The following is a 14,365-nucleotide window of genomic DNA, read 5'->3' as shown; positions in this document are numbered from 1 at the left end:
CCCCCCCCGCCCCCCCCCCCCCCCCCCCCCCCCCGCCCCCCCCGCGGGGCGCCCCCCCCCCCCCCCCCCCCCCCGGCCAGTTCTACTTCGGCAGGTACTACCTCGTGCGGCGGGGGAGCGCCGTCTCGACGATCCGCCGATAGAGCGCGGCCACGTCCTCGCCGGCCGCCGCGACGGCCTGGGGGAACAGCGACGTCTCGGTCATGCCCGGTGCCACGTTCACCTCGAGCACGTACGGGGTGCCGTCCGCGGCGAGGATCAGGTCCGTGCGGGAGAGGTGCCGGAGGGCAAGGGTCTTGTGCGCGCGGACGGCGACCTCCGCGACCGTGGCGGACTGCGCTTCGGTGAGGCGCGCCGGGGCGAAGTACTCGGTCTCGCCGGCGACGTACCGCGCGGAGTAGTCGTACCCGCCCTCGGCCACGATCTCGACGGCGGGAAGCGCCTCCGGTCCCTCAGGTCCCTCGACGACGCTCACGGCGAGCTCGACGCCGTCGATGGCCTTCTCCACGAGGGCCGTCTCGCCGTACGCGAAGCACTCGACCATCGCCCGGGGCAGGCTGTCCGCACGCTCGACGCGGGTGACGCCCAGCGCTGAGCCGCCCTGGGTGGGCTTGACGACGAGCGGCAGACCCAGTCGTGCGACCAGGGCGTCGAGGACCGGCTGAGCACCGAGGTCGCGGAAGAGCGACTGGGGGAGCGTCACGTACTCTGGCGTCGCGATGCCGGCCGCCATGAGGGCCGCCTTTGCGATCGGCTTGTTCCACACCGTGCGACTCGCACGCGGCCCGGTGCCGACGTAGGGCAGGTCCACGAGCTCGAGTATGTCGCGCACGGAACCGTCCTCCCCGACGGCGCCATGCAGCACAGGCCAGACGACGTCGGGCCGGGTCTCACGGAGGAAGGCGAGCAGGTCGGCGTCGACGTCGTGCAGCACGACCTCCACCCCGACGGAGCGGAGCGCCTCGGCGACGCGGCGGCCGGAGCGCAACGAGACATCGCGCTCGTGCGACAGCCCTCCCGCGAGCACCACGACCATGGGCCCCCGGCCGCGCCGGTGAGGCTGCTCGGGCACGCCGGACGCCGCAGCGCCGGACGTCGCGGCATTGGACGAGGCGACACCGGACGAGGCAGCACCAGACGCCGCGGCTCCGGCAGGGACGGACGGGGCAGAATTGGTCATTTCATCACTCATTCGCTGAGGTGTCGCAGACATGCCAGAACCTCAGGCCGGGCGGCCTGAGGTTCTGGCGGGGGCAGGCTGTGAACCGACATCGCCGGGCGTCACGCCAGGTCGGGCGCCGGGCTCTCGACGTCATCGGTGTCGGGATCGGGCATCGCGGAGGTGCCGAAGAGCTCGACCAGCTCGGCCTCGGCGTTGACCACGGTGGCCAGCCGGCGGACGCCCTCGCGGATGCGCTCCGGCGTCGGGAAGCAGAACGAGAGCCGCATGTGGTCCGAGCCCTGACCGTCGTAGTAGAACGCGGTTCCGGGCACGTAGGCGACGCGCGCCGTGACGGCGCGGGGGAGCATCGACCGCGCGTCGAGACCCTCTGGCAGGCGGACCCACACGAAGAAGCCGCCGTCGGGGACGTTCCAGGTCGCGGAGGGGATGTGCTCGGCGAGCGCTCCGACGAGGGCGTCGCGACGCTCGCGATACAGCTCGCGGTAGGCCTTGATCTGGGCCCTCCAGTCGTACGTCTCGAGGTACGTCGCGACGGCGAGCTGCGACGCGTTCGACGGCGAGAGGATCGACGACTCGCTCGCGAGGACGAGCTTCTCGCGCACCGCGTGCGGCGCGATGACGAAGCCGACGCGGTACCCGGGGGCGAAGGTCTTGGAGAACGACCCCAGGTACAGCACGCCCTGGTCGTCGTAGGAGCGCAGCGCGGGCAGCGGCTCACCCTCGAAGCCGAGGAGGCCGTAAGGGTTGTCCTCGACGACGAGCACGCCGTACCGGCGGCAGATCTCCAGGACCTGCGGGCGGCGCTCGACCGACAGGGTCACGCCTGCGGGGTTCTGGAAGTTCGGGATGGTGTACAGCAGCTTGACGCGCCGGCCCTCGGTCACGAGCCGCGCGAGCACGGCCTCGAGCTCGGACGGCACGAGGCCGTGGGCGTCCATCGGCACGTGCACGACGTCGGCCTGGTACGACCGGAACACCCCGAGCGCGCCCACGTACGACGGCGCCTCCGCGAGCACCACGTCGCCCGGGTCCACGAAGATCCTGGTGACGAGGTCGAGAGCCTGCTGCGACCCGGTCGTCACCACCACGTCGTCCGGGTGGGCCTCGACGCCCTCGAGCGCGACGACCTGGGTGATGTGCTCCCGGAGCACTTCCTCACCCTGGCCGGACCCGTACTGCAGGGCGGTCGTGCCCTTCGTGAGGATGAGGCGCTGCATCGTCTCGGCGATGACGTCGAGCGGCAGGCCTTCGAGGTACGGCATCCCGCCGGCCAGGGAGACGACCTCCGGGCGGTTCGCCACCGCGAACAGCGCCCGGATCTCGGACGCTCGCATCCCGTGCGCACGTGCTGCGTACGCACCGAACCACGGGTCCAGTCGGGTGCCGGCAGTCTCGGGATGCGTCGGGTCTGTCATGCCCCTCAGTGTCGCACGCACCATCGTGAGAAATCGTGAGCAGTCCGCGAAAACCCTGGTGCCCGACGCCGGTGGGTCACCTCCCGTGCGAGAGGCGAGCCACCGGCGTCGGGCACCAGTGGGGAACGGTTACTCCGCCGAAGCCTCGGCCGCGGCCGGTGCGAGGATGTCCTCGATCTCCTGCGTCAGGGCGCGCTTCGGCCGGGCGCCGATGATCGACTTGACGACCTCACCGCCCTGGTAGACGTTGAGCGTCGGGATCGACACGATGCCGTAGGCCATCGCGGTGGCCTGGTTCTCGTCGGTGTCGAGCTTGACGATCTTGATCTTGCCCTCGTACTCCTCGGAGAGCTCCTCGAGGATCGGAGCCACCATCCGGCACGGGCCGCACCAGGTCGCCCAGAAGTCGACCAGGACGGGGATCTCGGAGTCGAGGACCTCGGTCTTGAAGGTGTCGTCGGTGACCTTGACGGTGCTCATGCTTCTCCTTGTGCTCTCAGTCGTGTTCAGTCGAGAAGGCTGTCGAGGTAGGCCTGCGCGTCGAGCGCGGCGGCGCAGCCGGAGCCTGCCGCGGTGATCGCCTGCCGGTAGGTGTGGTCGACCGCGTCCCCGCAGGCGAAGACGCCGGGGATGTTGGTCCGGGTGGTGCGTCCCTCGACGAGGATGTAGCCGTTCTCGTCGAGGTCGACCTGACCCTTGACGAGGTCGGTGCGCGGCTCGTGCCCGATCGCGACGAACAGCCCGGTCACAGGCAGCTCACGAAGCTCGCCGGTCTCGAGGTCGCGCAGCGAGAGGGACTCGACCCTGTTGTCACCGGTGATGCCGGCGACCTCGGAGTTCCAGGCGAACTCGATCTTCGGGTCGTTCGTGGCCCGGTCGGCCATGATCTTCGACGCCCGGAGCGCGTCGCGGCGGTGCACCACGGTGACCTTGGAGGCGAAGCGCGTGAGGAAGGTGGCCTCCTCCATCGCGGAGTCGCCGCCGCCGACCACTGCGATGTGCTGGTCGCGGAAGAAGAAGCCGTCGCAGGTGGCGCACCACGAGACGCCGCGGCCCGAGAGCCGCTTCTCGTCCGGGAGACCCAGCTCGCGGTACGCGGACCCGGTGGCCAGGACCACGGTCCGGGCGCGGTACGTCTCACCGCCGCCGGTGCTGATCGTCTTGACATCGTCCGTGAGCTGGACCTGCTCGACGTCGTCCCAGATGACCTTCGCGCCGAACTTCTCCGCCTGCTCACGCATCGCGTCCATGAGGTCGGGGCCCATCACTCCGGCGGGGAAGCCGGGGAAGTTCTCCACCTCGGTGGTGTTCATGAGGGCGCCGCCGGCGGTCACCGAGCCGGCCACGACCACCGGCGCGAAGCCGGCGCGGGCCGCGTAGATCGCCGCCGTGTACCCGGCCGGGCCGGAACCGATGATCACCACATCGTGGATCGCGGCCTCGGTGGGCACGGTCTGCTCTTCGGTCAACGTCATCTCCTCGCTGCATCCACCGGCCCGGCGCCCCGGGGCGGCACCCTGCGTCAACACGCGGGCAGGCACCAGTGTTCCAGCCGACGCCATGTGGCGGCCCGTCGTCCACGTGACAGTGAGCACACCGGCTATATCGACAGAGATCAATATAGCGGACGTCGTCGCGTGGGTACACAGCACGGCGAAGGCCGCCCTCTCAGAGGAGAGCGGCCTTCGCCGTGCTGTGCTCAGCAGGACCGCGTCAGGTCAGCGCGATCTCGTTGAGCTCGAGACGGAACTTGAGGTCGTTGTCCGACGGCGACTCGGGCAGCTCCGTGATCCACAGGACGAACGTGTCGCTGACGACCTGCTCGGTGAAGACCAGGTCGGTCGTCGTGGCGAACGCGCCCTCGGCGAGGACCTGACCACCCGAGGGGTCGTCGGCTGAGGTCAGGCGCACCTGGACATGCCCGCCCGTGCTGTTCGTCAGGAGCTGGATCTTGTTGACCGGGGCCGCCTCCTGCAGGTGGATGACGTAGCCGACGCCTGCCTGCAACCCGCCGAAGTCTGCGCGCTTGTAGGACTGGGTGAACCAGAACGTCGACGGGTCGGCGTCGTAGGCGCGCGGTGCGGCCTCTGGGTGCTGGCGTTCTGCGTCGGGCTTGGCCTGGTCGCCCAGCGGGTCGACGCGCTCACCCGACGCGATGATCGGACGCACGGTCACCGCGGGCGGTGCGGACCCTTCCGTAGCCGGGGCCGAAGCCGCCGCAGACGGGTCGGCCGGCGCCGACGCAGCAGGCGGTGCCTCGCCGACCGGCGACTCGGGCCCCCCGAGTGCGTTGCTGATCGCCCAGAACAGGCCGGCGATCACGGCCACACCGACGAGGCTCAGCACGATCGGCGTGGGATTGACGCCTCGCTTCGGCGCGGGCTGCGTCTGGAACCCGTTCGGGTCCTGGTAGCCCTGCGCGTACGCATTCGGGTCGTAGCCTGCCTGGTCGTAGCCGGCCTGTGCATACCCGGCCTGGTCATAGCCCTGGGGATAACCCTGTGCGTAGGCGTTCGGGTCGTATCCCTGGGGATACTGCTGAGCAGGCGGGTAACCCGGGTACTGCTGCGGTTCCGCGGGCGGCGGGGGCACGGGCGCGTGGCCCGACGTCGGGGGGTACTGCTCCGGCTGGTACTGGTAGCCCTCCTGGGGATAACCCTGGGGATATCCACCGGGTTGCCCGGAACCGTCCGCGACGGGCTGTGCGTCGGTTCCCGGGTTCCGGGCGATGCGGCCCGTCACCGGGCGCCGCACGGGGGGCACACCTTCGGACCCGAATGCCTGCGCGACGGAATGTCGCTGCGGGTCCTCCGGGTTGGGCTGCACGAATCCTGGCAGCGAAGCCACTACGGATACCTCCCCCCACGGCGCGAGGGCCGTGATCACGTCGTCGGGTGTTGCCGGTCCGGACGCGCCCCACGACGCGTCGAAGGTGCGGTTCACAAGGTCGTCCAGCGCGGGGTCCACGTGCGGGACCAGCGCCGACAGCGCGACGATGGCTCCGGCGTCGTCCCGCTGCGCCGGCAAGGGTGGCGAGACGTCCTTGGCGACCCACCGCGTGCCCTCGAGCTCGATCCCCGGCCAGCGTGCGGTCATCGCGTAGTAGAGCAGTGCGACCAGCCCGCGCGCGTCGAGCAGCGCGGGCAGGCCGTTGAGCGTCTCCCCGCTGGCCAGCCCGGCGTCGAGGCCCAGGCCCGTCACCACCACGCGGTGCCCGTCGACCCGTACGCACTCCGGGCGCAGCGCGGTGTGGTGCACGCCCCGGCGGTGGGCGGCCGACAGCGCGGACGCCGCCTCGCCCACCAGGGCGCGTGCCTGCTGGCCGTCGACCAGGCCGCCGGCCACGATCTGGGTGAGGGTCACTCCCGCGAACTGCTCCGTGACGACGTACGCCGGGTCGGTTCCCACGTCGAGCACGCGGGCCAGCCGGGGGTCCGACACGAGAGCGGCACGGCGTGCGGAGTCCAGGCCGTCGGCGGCGTAGGGGCCGCCGACGAACGTGACACGGACCGGCCTGCCGAGGATCTCGTCGACAGCCTCCCAGGCCGTGGTCATCGCGAGGTCCGAGGTGGCGGGCCGGATCAACCTGTAGCGCTCGACCAGCGCGGCGCCGGGCTCGACGGTGCTCACAGGACCTCCTCGCTCGGTTGGGGACAGTACCAGACGGGCGGATCTCGCCCGCCATGCTACGCGGCGGGTGAGAGCGCCTGCGGGGCCGTCCACAACATCGTCCCGCCCCGTGGGCAAAGGTGCCCGGCGCCGGGCGGTGACGACCCGTGGGTGATCGTCAGCGGCGCAGCTTGCGCAGCAGCGGGCCGGCCAGCGTGTCGAGCTCGCGGACGCGCAGCACCTTGAGGAGAAGCACATAGACGCCCAGCATCACCAGGCCGCACACCGCGGTGATCCACAGGCCGCTGAGCATCGTCAGGATCCAGGAGCCGTCCCACACGAGGGCGTCGTCCCCGCCGACCAGCCGGTACACGCCCCACGCCGCGCCACCGGCGACGAACGCCGCGAGCCCCGCCCTCAGGTGCAGGCGCAGGATGCGCCCGGCGTCGAGGCGACCGCCGAGCTTCGTGCGCAGGCCGTTCGTGCGCAGCAGCACCGTCACCCAGTTGGCCAGCGCGTAAGCGCCGCCCGCCGCGACCACCCACTGCGTCGACGGCAGCCACTGCACGCCGGCGAACAGCCCCGCGACGAGTGCGACGGTGGAGGCGACGGTGATCCAGAAGATCGACCGGCCGTCCTCGTAGGCGTAGTAGACCCACTTCATGAGCGCCATCGCCCCGAGCGGCACGAGGCCGAGCGACAGCGCCACGAGCACGGGGGAGACGGCCCGCACGCCCGCTTCGCTCAGCGTCGGAACCAGCAGTGCTGTGACCGGGGTGGCGAGCACGACCATCGCGACCGTCGCGAACACGGTGAACACGCCCACGGTCCGGACGCCGAGGGACAGGTCGTCGCGCACACGTTCGGTCTCGCCGGCGGCCGCGGCCTTGCTCAGGCCCGTGAACAGTGCGGTCGCGATCGAGACGGTCACGAGCGAGTGCGGGAGCAGGTAGATCAAGAGGGCCTGCGAGTAGGCCATGTTGCCCGCGGTGGCGTCCACCGTGCCCGCGGCGGTCGCGAGCGCCCCGGCCCTGGTCGTGACCCGGGTCAGGTACAGCACGCCGAGCTGCTCGAGGAGCACCGCGGCGAACGTCCAGCCGGCCACGGACCCCGCGGAGCGCAGCCCGATGCCACGCACGCCCAGCCGGAAGCGCCACCGGAAGCCCGACCGCCACAACGGCACGATCAGCACGAGGGCCTGCACCGCGATGCCCAGCGTCGCGGTCCCGGCGAGCAGGATCGTGCGGGGGGTGTCCCAGGCTCCCAGGTCGTCGAGGCGCCCGCCCGGTGCCTGCCCGAACGCGATCACGAAGACCCCGAAGCCGATGATCGACACGACGTTGTTCAGGACCGGTGCCCACATGTACGGGCCGAACTGCCCGCGCGCGTTGAGCACCTGGCCGAGCAGCGTGTAGAGCCCGTAGAAGAAGAGCTGGGGGATGCACCAGAAGGCGAACACGGTGGCGAGGGTGCGCTGCTCGGCGGACCAGCCTTCGGTGTAGCCGATCACGATCAGCGACGAGCTCGCGGTGAGGACCGCGGTGAGCGCCAGGATCCCGACGCCCGACAGGGTCAGCAGCTTGTCGAGGCGCTCCTGCGTGTTCTCCGCCCGGTACGCCTTGACGATCTGCGGCACGAGCACGGCGTTCAGCGCGCCGCCCGCGAGGATCGCGAACATGACGTTCGGAAGCTTGTTGGCCACGTCGAACGAGTCGGCGACGGCGCCGACACCGCCGACGGCGGCGACCAGGAGCACGTTCCGCACCAGGCCGCCGAGGCGGGAGACCGCCGTCCCGGCCGCCATCACGACCGAGCTGCGCCCGAGCGCGGTCCCGCCCGAGGCGGGAGCAGGACCCGAGGCGGGAGCCGGGACGGGAGCCTGGGAGGTGGCGGCCTGCTGGGTCATCGGTCCTCCGTCCACAGGCCGCGGGGCCCGGGGATCACGTTGGTGTCGCGGGTTCACGTCGTGGCCGGACGGGGTGCGGGAGTCACTCTGGGATTCACGGAGCGGGTCACCTCACAGAGCGGATCACAGAGCGGGTCACTGCTGACGTGCGTGGGCCGGGCCTGCGGGCGCCGCTGAGCCTTCCGTCGTCGACCCCGGGGTGGCCGCGGCGGTCGCAGCCGCCTTGACCTCGCCCGTCGCGGCCTCGACGTCCGCACTGGTGGCACGGTACGGGGAGCGTCCGCGCCGTACGGTACGCCAGATCCCCGCGACGAAGAGCAGCGCGATGAGGCCGCCGCCGATCCAGGTGCCGATCGCCTCCCACTCGGCGTTCACGCGCACCTCGAACGAGGAGACGCCGATGCGCTGCTCCGAGGGCGTCAGGACGTCGACGGTCACGTCCACGATGCCCGCGCCGAGCGCGCGCACCGGCACCAGGACGTCCTTCTCGCTGTGGGCCGGGATGACCTCCTGGGGCCGTCCTTGCACCTGGAGGCGCAGGTCGTCGGGCCGGAGCGCGACGGTGACGACGGCGTCGACCGGCAGGTCGTTGCGGATCCTCACCGGCAGGCTGCCTGCGGACGTCAGGAAGTTGATGCCGACACGGGGCACCACGGCGACCTGGGCGAGCGTGGCGTGCGCGTGGTCGACGGCGGCCGTGACGGCCGCTCCCCGCGCCGGGTCGGCGTCACGGTACGTGACGGCGAGCGGTGCGACGAGCCGCGGGTTCACGTCCGCCGTCACTACCGGGGCGTTGTCGCCGGCGACCGACGAGAAGGCCGCGACCTGCGTGCGAACGCGCTCGAGCGACCCGACGACGTCGGGCGACAGCTCCCCGCTCTGCGGCGCCTCGTCGGCCAGGGGCTCGCGCGGGGTCGCCGGGACAGGCCCGGCGAGGAGCTCCGCGAGGGGCGCGATCCGGACGAGACCGGAACCGACGAGCGTGGTGAGGGCGTTCTCGTAGGCCGCGACGTCGGGCTTCCAGTCGCGGGGAAGGCCGATGAACAGGTGCTGCGGGTCACCCGGCTGCGCCGCGACGGCAGCCAGCTCAGCGAGGATCAGCTGCAACGCCTGCGCGGTCGGCATCCCGGCCCCGGCCGGCGCGGCGGCGGCATCCTCGCCCTCGGCGGCGGCGTCCCCGCCGGAGTCCTGCGCGGTCGTCAGGTTGGTGCCGGCCACCAGAGCGTCGGTCAGGACCTCGTCGCTGACCAGGGCGGTGGCGACCTGGCCGCCGTCGACGGCGACGGGCGCCAGGCCCGACGGCGTGGTCGTGCTCTCGACCGGTGCGAGGGCGCCCGCGCCCACGACGACGAGGTTGCGCCCGGCGCTGAACGCGGTGCTGACGGTCGCCAGGTCCGGCCGGACGCCGTCGGCGGGCCACGCCAGGTTGGTCTGCCAGGACGCCGGCGCCGACCAGCCCTGGGGGAGCGGGGCGGCAAGGAACGCGCTGGTGGCCTCGACCCCGATGCCGGAGTGTGCCAGGGCTCCCAGGTCGGGGTCGTAGGCCGGCAGCGCGAAGACGCTCGTGCCGTCGCCGGCGGCCGTGATCTCGTCCGCCCAGGCGTGGAGCGGGCCCATGTCGCTCCCGGTCGCCGTGGCGGCGACCGCCACGGTGGCCGGGTCCACCGCCAGCGCGACCGTCCCGGTCTCCGCGACCTGCAGGAGCCGGTCGAGACGGCCGCCCTCTGCGGCCTGGCGGGCCAGCTCGACCACCTGCGCCGTGGCGTCGGCCGGGTCGAGGGCCGGGCCGGTCACCGGCAGCGCGATGCTCAGGTCCACCGGCTGGCCGGGGGCGGAGCCGTCCTGGGAGTCGTAGACCACGAAGGAGCGCAGGCGGCCGAGACGGCCGGTGCCGTCCGACACGGTGACGGCGAGCTGCCGTGGGCCCCAGCCCTGCATCGTGGCCTTGCCGAAGTTGTACTGGAAGACCATGGTGGCGCTCTCGCCCGGGGCGAGCGTCGGCACCGGCTGCTGGTCGCCGCCCCGGGTGCCGCTGAACGAGGTGTCGAGCGGGGCGCTGATCCACTCTGCCAGCGTCTCTGGGTCCGTCACCGTCCGGAAGTTGAGCCGCAGCTCGGCGCGCGCCCCCTCGAGCGGCACGTCCTGGTTGTTCGTGACCCGCGCGGTGATCGTGACGAGCTCCGTGCCGCGGGCGACGGGCTTGTCGATCTCGACGAGCTCGACCGTCACGGGGTCGGTGACCGCGACGGCCTCTTCGGCGGCGGGCGCCGCCCCGTCCGCCTGGGCGACGGACGCGCCTGAGCCGAGGGCCGACGTCGGACCGGCGACCGCACCTGCGGCCGTGGGCGCTACGACCGAGAGCGACCCGGCCAACAGGGCGGCGAGCGCGACGAGCCGCGTGCGGCCTGGCCGGCGGCGGGAGGTGCTGGGCAGGAGGTCGTCCGAGGTCGGCGTCATGACAGGTCGGTGGGCTCCGTCGGGGGCTCGCCGGGCCGCAGGGCCTCACGGAGCGCTCGGGAGTCACCGAGCAGCTCCAGGGCGGCGGCGGCGAGCCGCTGCTCGTTGGGGTACGACAAGCGATCGGGGAGGTCGCCCACCGGAACCCAGAGCGCGTCCTCGGCCTCGCCGTCCGGATCGTTCTCCACGGTCAGGTGCCCGCTCTCCGCGCGCAGGAGGTAGTGGTGCACGACCTTGTGCACGCGCCGGTCCTCACCGGTGAACCAGTAGTCGATGACACCGAGGTCGGCCTGGACGGTGCCGTGGATGCCGGTCTCTTCCCGGATCTCCCGTACCGCGGCCTCACGAGGTGTCTCCAGGCCCTCGAGGTGGCCTTTCGGGAGGCACCATTCCAGCCGCCCGGTGCGGTTGCGCCGCAGGAGCACCGCCGCCTCGTAGGTGACCCCCTCGGCGCGCAGGACCAGCCCGCCGGCCGAGGTCTCGTCCACCACCGGCAGGTGCGCCGGGGCGGGGGGCGGCGTAGAAGGTCGCAGCGTGCTGGGATCCACCCGCAGCGGAGCGCCGCCCGGCGGGGCGGGCACGTCGGGGCGACCGTCGGGACGGTCGCTCGCCGGCGCTGGGGTGGACATGCCCCAACCCTACCGACAGTCAACAGGCGACCTGGTCAGCCGCTCCGGCCTTGGCGCGACGAGCCGAGCCACCTCGCGACGGCGGGACGTCTGGGAGAATCGGTAGTCGTGTCCACCCCTTCGGCTTCCCGTGCCACCCCCGAGCAGGACCTCCTGCGCCGCGCCCTCGGCGTGCTGACCGAGCTCGCGCCCGCCGCGATCGAGCTGGGCGAGATCTTCCGCGCCGCCGGGCACGAGCTCGCGCTCGTCGGCGGGCCGGTCCGCGACGCGTTCCTCGGCCGGGCGAGCAACGATCTCGACTTCGCGACGTCGGCCACGCCGGACGAGACCCAGGCCCTCCTCGCCCGGTGGGGTGACGCGCACTGGGACATCGGCAAGGAGTTCGGCACCATCGGGGCGCGGCGGTACGCGCAGGCGGGGGGCGACGACGTCGCGGGTGGGAGCGACGACGTCATCGTCGAGGTGACCACCTACCGGACCGACAAGTACGACCCGGCCTCGCGCAAGCCGCTGGTCGAGTTCGGCGAGACCCTCGACGGCGACCTGTCGCGTCGCGACTTCACCGTCAACGCGATGGCGGTGCGCCTGCCTGACCTGACGTTCGTCGACCCGTTCAACGGCCTCACCGACCTGGCCCGCCGGGTGCTGCGCACCCCCATCGCGCCGGAGCGGTCCTTCGACGACGACCCGCTGCGCATGCTGCGGGCCGCACGCTTCGCCGGCCAGCTCGCGTTCCACGTGGAACAAGGCACGCTCGCGGCGATCGTCGCGATGGCCCCGCGCATCGAGATCGTGTCGGCGGAGAGGGTGCAGGCCGAGCTGTCGAAGCTGCTGCTCTCGGCGAACCCGCGTGGAGGCCTCGAGGTGCTCGTCGACACCGGCCTCGCTGACCACACGCTGCCCGAGCTACCTGCACTCCAGCTCGAGATCGACGAGCACCACCGGCACAAGGACGTCTACCAGCACTCGCTCACCGTGCTCGAGCAGGCCATCGCCCAGGAGACGGGCCCCGGCGGCCCCGTCCCGGCGCCCGACCTCGTGCTGCGGCTCGCGGCCCTCCTGCACGACGTCGGCAAGCCCGCCACCCGCCGCTTCGAGTCCGGCGGCGGCGTCAGCTTCCACCACCACGAGGTCGTCGGCGCGAAGCTGGTTGCCAAGCGGCTCAGGGCGCTGAAGTACGAGAAGCAGATCATCAAGGACGTGTCGCGCCTGGTGGAGCTGCACCTGCGGTTCCACGGGTACGGCGAGGGTGCGTGGACCGACTCGGCGGTGCGGCGCTACGTGACCGACGCCGGCCCGCTGCTCGAGCGGCTGCACCGCCTCACGCGTGCCGACTCCACGACGCGCAACAAGCGCAAGGCGCAGCGGCTGGCCGACGCGTACACCGACCTCGAGAACCGCATCGCGGTGCTGCGCGAGCAGGAGGAGATCGACTCCATCCGGCCCGACCTCGACGGCACGCAGATCATGGCGATCCTCGGCATCCCGCCGGGCCGCGAGGTGGGCGAGGCCTACAAGCACCTGCTCGGCCTGCGCATGGAGCGCGGGCCGCTCGGGCAGGACACGGCCCGCGAGGAGCTCCTCGCGTGGTGGGCTGCGCGCCAGGCCTGAGCGCACCAGCCTGAGCGCACCAGCCTGAGCGCCCGGGTCCGGCCGGACCCGGGCGGCCCGGCCCGGCCCGGGTTCAGCCGCCGAGGAGGCGGCTGAGCAGGGTCTTCTTGGGCGGGCGGGTGATCGTCGTGACAGTGATGCCCTCGAGGCCGCGCAGCCTCAGCAGCCGGTTGGCCACGTCGACGGTGTCCTCGAGAGGGGCGTGGTCCGTGAAGCCAGCGGCGAGCAGGGTGCGGGGCACCGTGCCGGCGTCGAGCAGCGCGCGCCACCCGGTGGGGTCGAGCGCCAGGTACTCGGGACCGGCCGTGTCGGCCGTCCTGTCAGCGCCCGTCTCGGCGTGGCGCTCCGGGCCGGCCTGATCCGCGCCCGCCCGGCGGCCCCGGCCGGTGCCTTGCGCGTCGGTCACCGACCGCGCGTCGCGGACGGTGCGGCGGTGGACGAGGACGTCGGTGAGGCTGTCCCCGACGATGTGCGCCCCCGCGCGCTCCTCGTGGTCGAGGAACACGACCTGCCCCAGATACCCCTCGGGCCCGGGCGCGAGGTCGACGGCGTAGACGTTCCCGCCCCAGTCGTGGCCCACGGGGAACCACAGCGGCGACCCGACCGCGGCCTGCACCCGGCCCGCCGGGTCCTCAGGAGCCAGCGTGCCGCCGTCGAGCGCCCAGCTCGTGAACCGGTGCTCCGGCAGGAACGCCGTGCGCAGGACGCCGCCGTTCAGCGGGACGATCTCGAAGCCGTAGAAGTGGTCGTCGTGGTCGCCGGTGGCCAGGACGAGCTCGCCAGACCCGGCGGCGGCGTACAGCGCCCGCACCTCCTCGGGGAGCGGTACGCCGAGGGCCGACTCCGCCGCGCTGAGCTGGTCCTGGGTGGCGCCCGCGACCCAAGGGTTCTTCTCGCGGACCAGGCGCGCGACCGCCGCCGGGTCGGCGGACGGGGCCGGCCGCGCGCCCGTCGTCGGCGCGAGGCGGGCACGGTAGGCCGCGGGGAGTGCGCCCGGGACGAGCACGATGTCCTCTACCGGCGCCGAGTGCCCGCGCGTGACGTGCGGCGGCAGGTCGAGGACGTGCACCACGTCGTCCTCCCGGCTCGGGCCCGCCACGACGTGTACAGGCACTCCCGGGGGCGGGACCAGTGCGGACAGCGCCGCCAGCGCGGCGTCCAGGCGCTCGCGAGGACCCTTCACCGTGCGGCCCGCCCGCGCCGCCGCGACGGCCTCGCGGGCGAGGGCGCGATGGAAGGCGCGACGGGGTTCCTGCTCCCCGTCGTCGCTGTACCGGCCGCCCCACGACCGTGGTCCCACGGTCCCCTCGAACTCGCTCACCCGCGCGCCGGGCGGCGCCGACGCGCGCAGCGCATCGACGAGGGGCTCCCAGGAGTTCCAGTCGTGGAGGGGCGTCACTGGCCCATCATGGCCTGCAGCACCGCACCTCGCCGCTTTACAAATCGCCCAAAAGGGGTCAACCGGGCTCTCCGCGCGCCACAAGACCCAGAGAAGCATCGAAGTGCGGGCCCGCCAGAGACCCCCGCCCCGAGCCTGGGCGAGCTCGGCCGTCCG

The 14,365-nt window shown here is 72.7% G+C and carries 10 protein-coding genes; 1 reads left to right on the top strand and 9 read right to left on the bottom strand.

Features of this window, described 5'->3' with window-relative positions:
• Positions 1 to 97: 97 nt before the first annotated feature.
• From L1785_RS05535 to L1785_RS05500, 8 genes are all read right to left on the bottom strand, one after another.
• Positions 98 to 1,036, bottom strand: a complete 939-nt coding sequence (locus L1785_RS05535) for a D-alanine--D-alanine ligase family protein (protein ID WP_236088211.1) — start codon at positions 1,034 to 1,036, stop codon at positions 98 to 100.
• Positions 1,037 to 1,281: 245 nt separating this feature from the next.
• Positions 1,282 to 2,598, bottom strand: a complete 1,317-nt coding sequence (locus L1785_RS05530) for an aminotransferase-like domain-containing protein (protein WP_236088205.1) — start codon at positions 2,596 to 2,598, stop codon at positions 1,282 to 1,284.
• A 129-nt stretch (positions 2,599 to 2,727) separates the two neighbouring features.
• Positions 2,728 to 3,108, bottom strand: coding sequence for a thioredoxin (gene trxA / locus L1785_RS05525; RefSeq protein WP_268914898.1), 381 nt, complete (start codon positions 3,106 to 3,108; stop codon positions 2,728 to 2,730).
• The gene (gene trxB, locus L1785_RS05520) at positions 3,105 to 4,073 is read right to left on the bottom strand and encodes a thioredoxin-disulfide reductase (protein ID WP_236088203.1); all 969 of its coding nucleotides are present in this window, start codon (positions 4,071 to 4,073) and stop codon (positions 3,105 to 3,107) included. Before trxB ends, trxA begins: the two co-directional genes overlap by 4 nt.
• Positions 4,074 to 4,311: 238 nt before the next feature.
• Positions 4,312 to 6,228, bottom strand: coding sequence for a protein kinase family protein (locus L1785_RS05515; protein WP_236088202.1), 1,917 nt, complete (start codon positions 6,226 to 6,228; stop codon positions 4,312 to 4,314).
• Between the two features lie 157 nt (positions 6,229 to 6,385).
• Positions 6,386 to 8,113, bottom strand: coding sequence for a murein biosynthesis integral membrane protein MurJ (murJ, locus tag L1785_RS05510; RefSeq protein ID WP_236088201.1), 1,728 nt, complete (start codon positions 8,111 to 8,113; stop codon positions 6,386 to 6,388).
• 135 nt (positions 8,114 to 8,248) lie between these two features.
• The gene (locus tag L1785_RS05505; RefSeq protein ID WP_236088200.1) at positions 8,249 to 10,570 is read right to left on the bottom strand and encodes a DUF6049 family protein; all 2,322 of its coding nucleotides are present in this window, start codon (positions 10,568 to 10,570) and stop codon (positions 8,249 to 8,251) included.
• Positions 10,567 to 11,199 carry an NUDIX hydrolase gene (locus L1785_RS05500; protein ID WP_236088199.1) on the bottom strand — a complete coding sequence of 211 codons (633 nt, stop codon included), beginning with the start codon at positions 11,197 to 11,199 and terminating at the stop codon, positions 10,567 to 10,569. The genes L1785_RS05505 and L1785_RS05500 overlap by 4 nt, the downstream gene beginning before the upstream one ends.
• Positions 11,200 to 11,307: 108 nt before the next feature.
• On the opposite strand from L1785_RS05500, the gene L1785_RS05495 reads away from it, so the two are divergent.
• Entirely contained in the window at positions 11,308 to 12,810 is a 1,503-nt protein-coding gene (locus tag L1785_RS05495) for a CCA tRNA nucleotidyltransferase (protein WP_236088198.1), read from the top strand.
• A gap of 73 nt (positions 12,811 to 12,883) precedes the next feature.
• On the opposite strand, the gene L1785_RS05490 is transcribed toward L1785_RS05495, so the two are convergent.
• Complete coding sequence (locus L1785_RS05490) at positions 12,884 to 14,209, bottom strand: SMI1/KNR4 family protein (protein ID WP_236088197.1); 1,326 nt, start codon at positions 14,207 to 14,209, stop codon at positions 12,884 to 12,886.
• Positions 14,210 to 14,365 lie beyond the last annotated feature (156 nt).

Origin of the sequence: Antribacter soli, from assembly GCF_021568775.1 — a bacterium.
GTDB classification, from domain to species: domain Bacteria; phylum Actinomycetota; class Actinomycetes; order Actinomycetales; family Cellulomonadaceae; genus Antribacter; species Antribacter soli.
The sequence above is the reverse complement of the archived record's forward strand: the minus strand, read 5'-3'. Positions and strand labels throughout refer to the sequence as shown.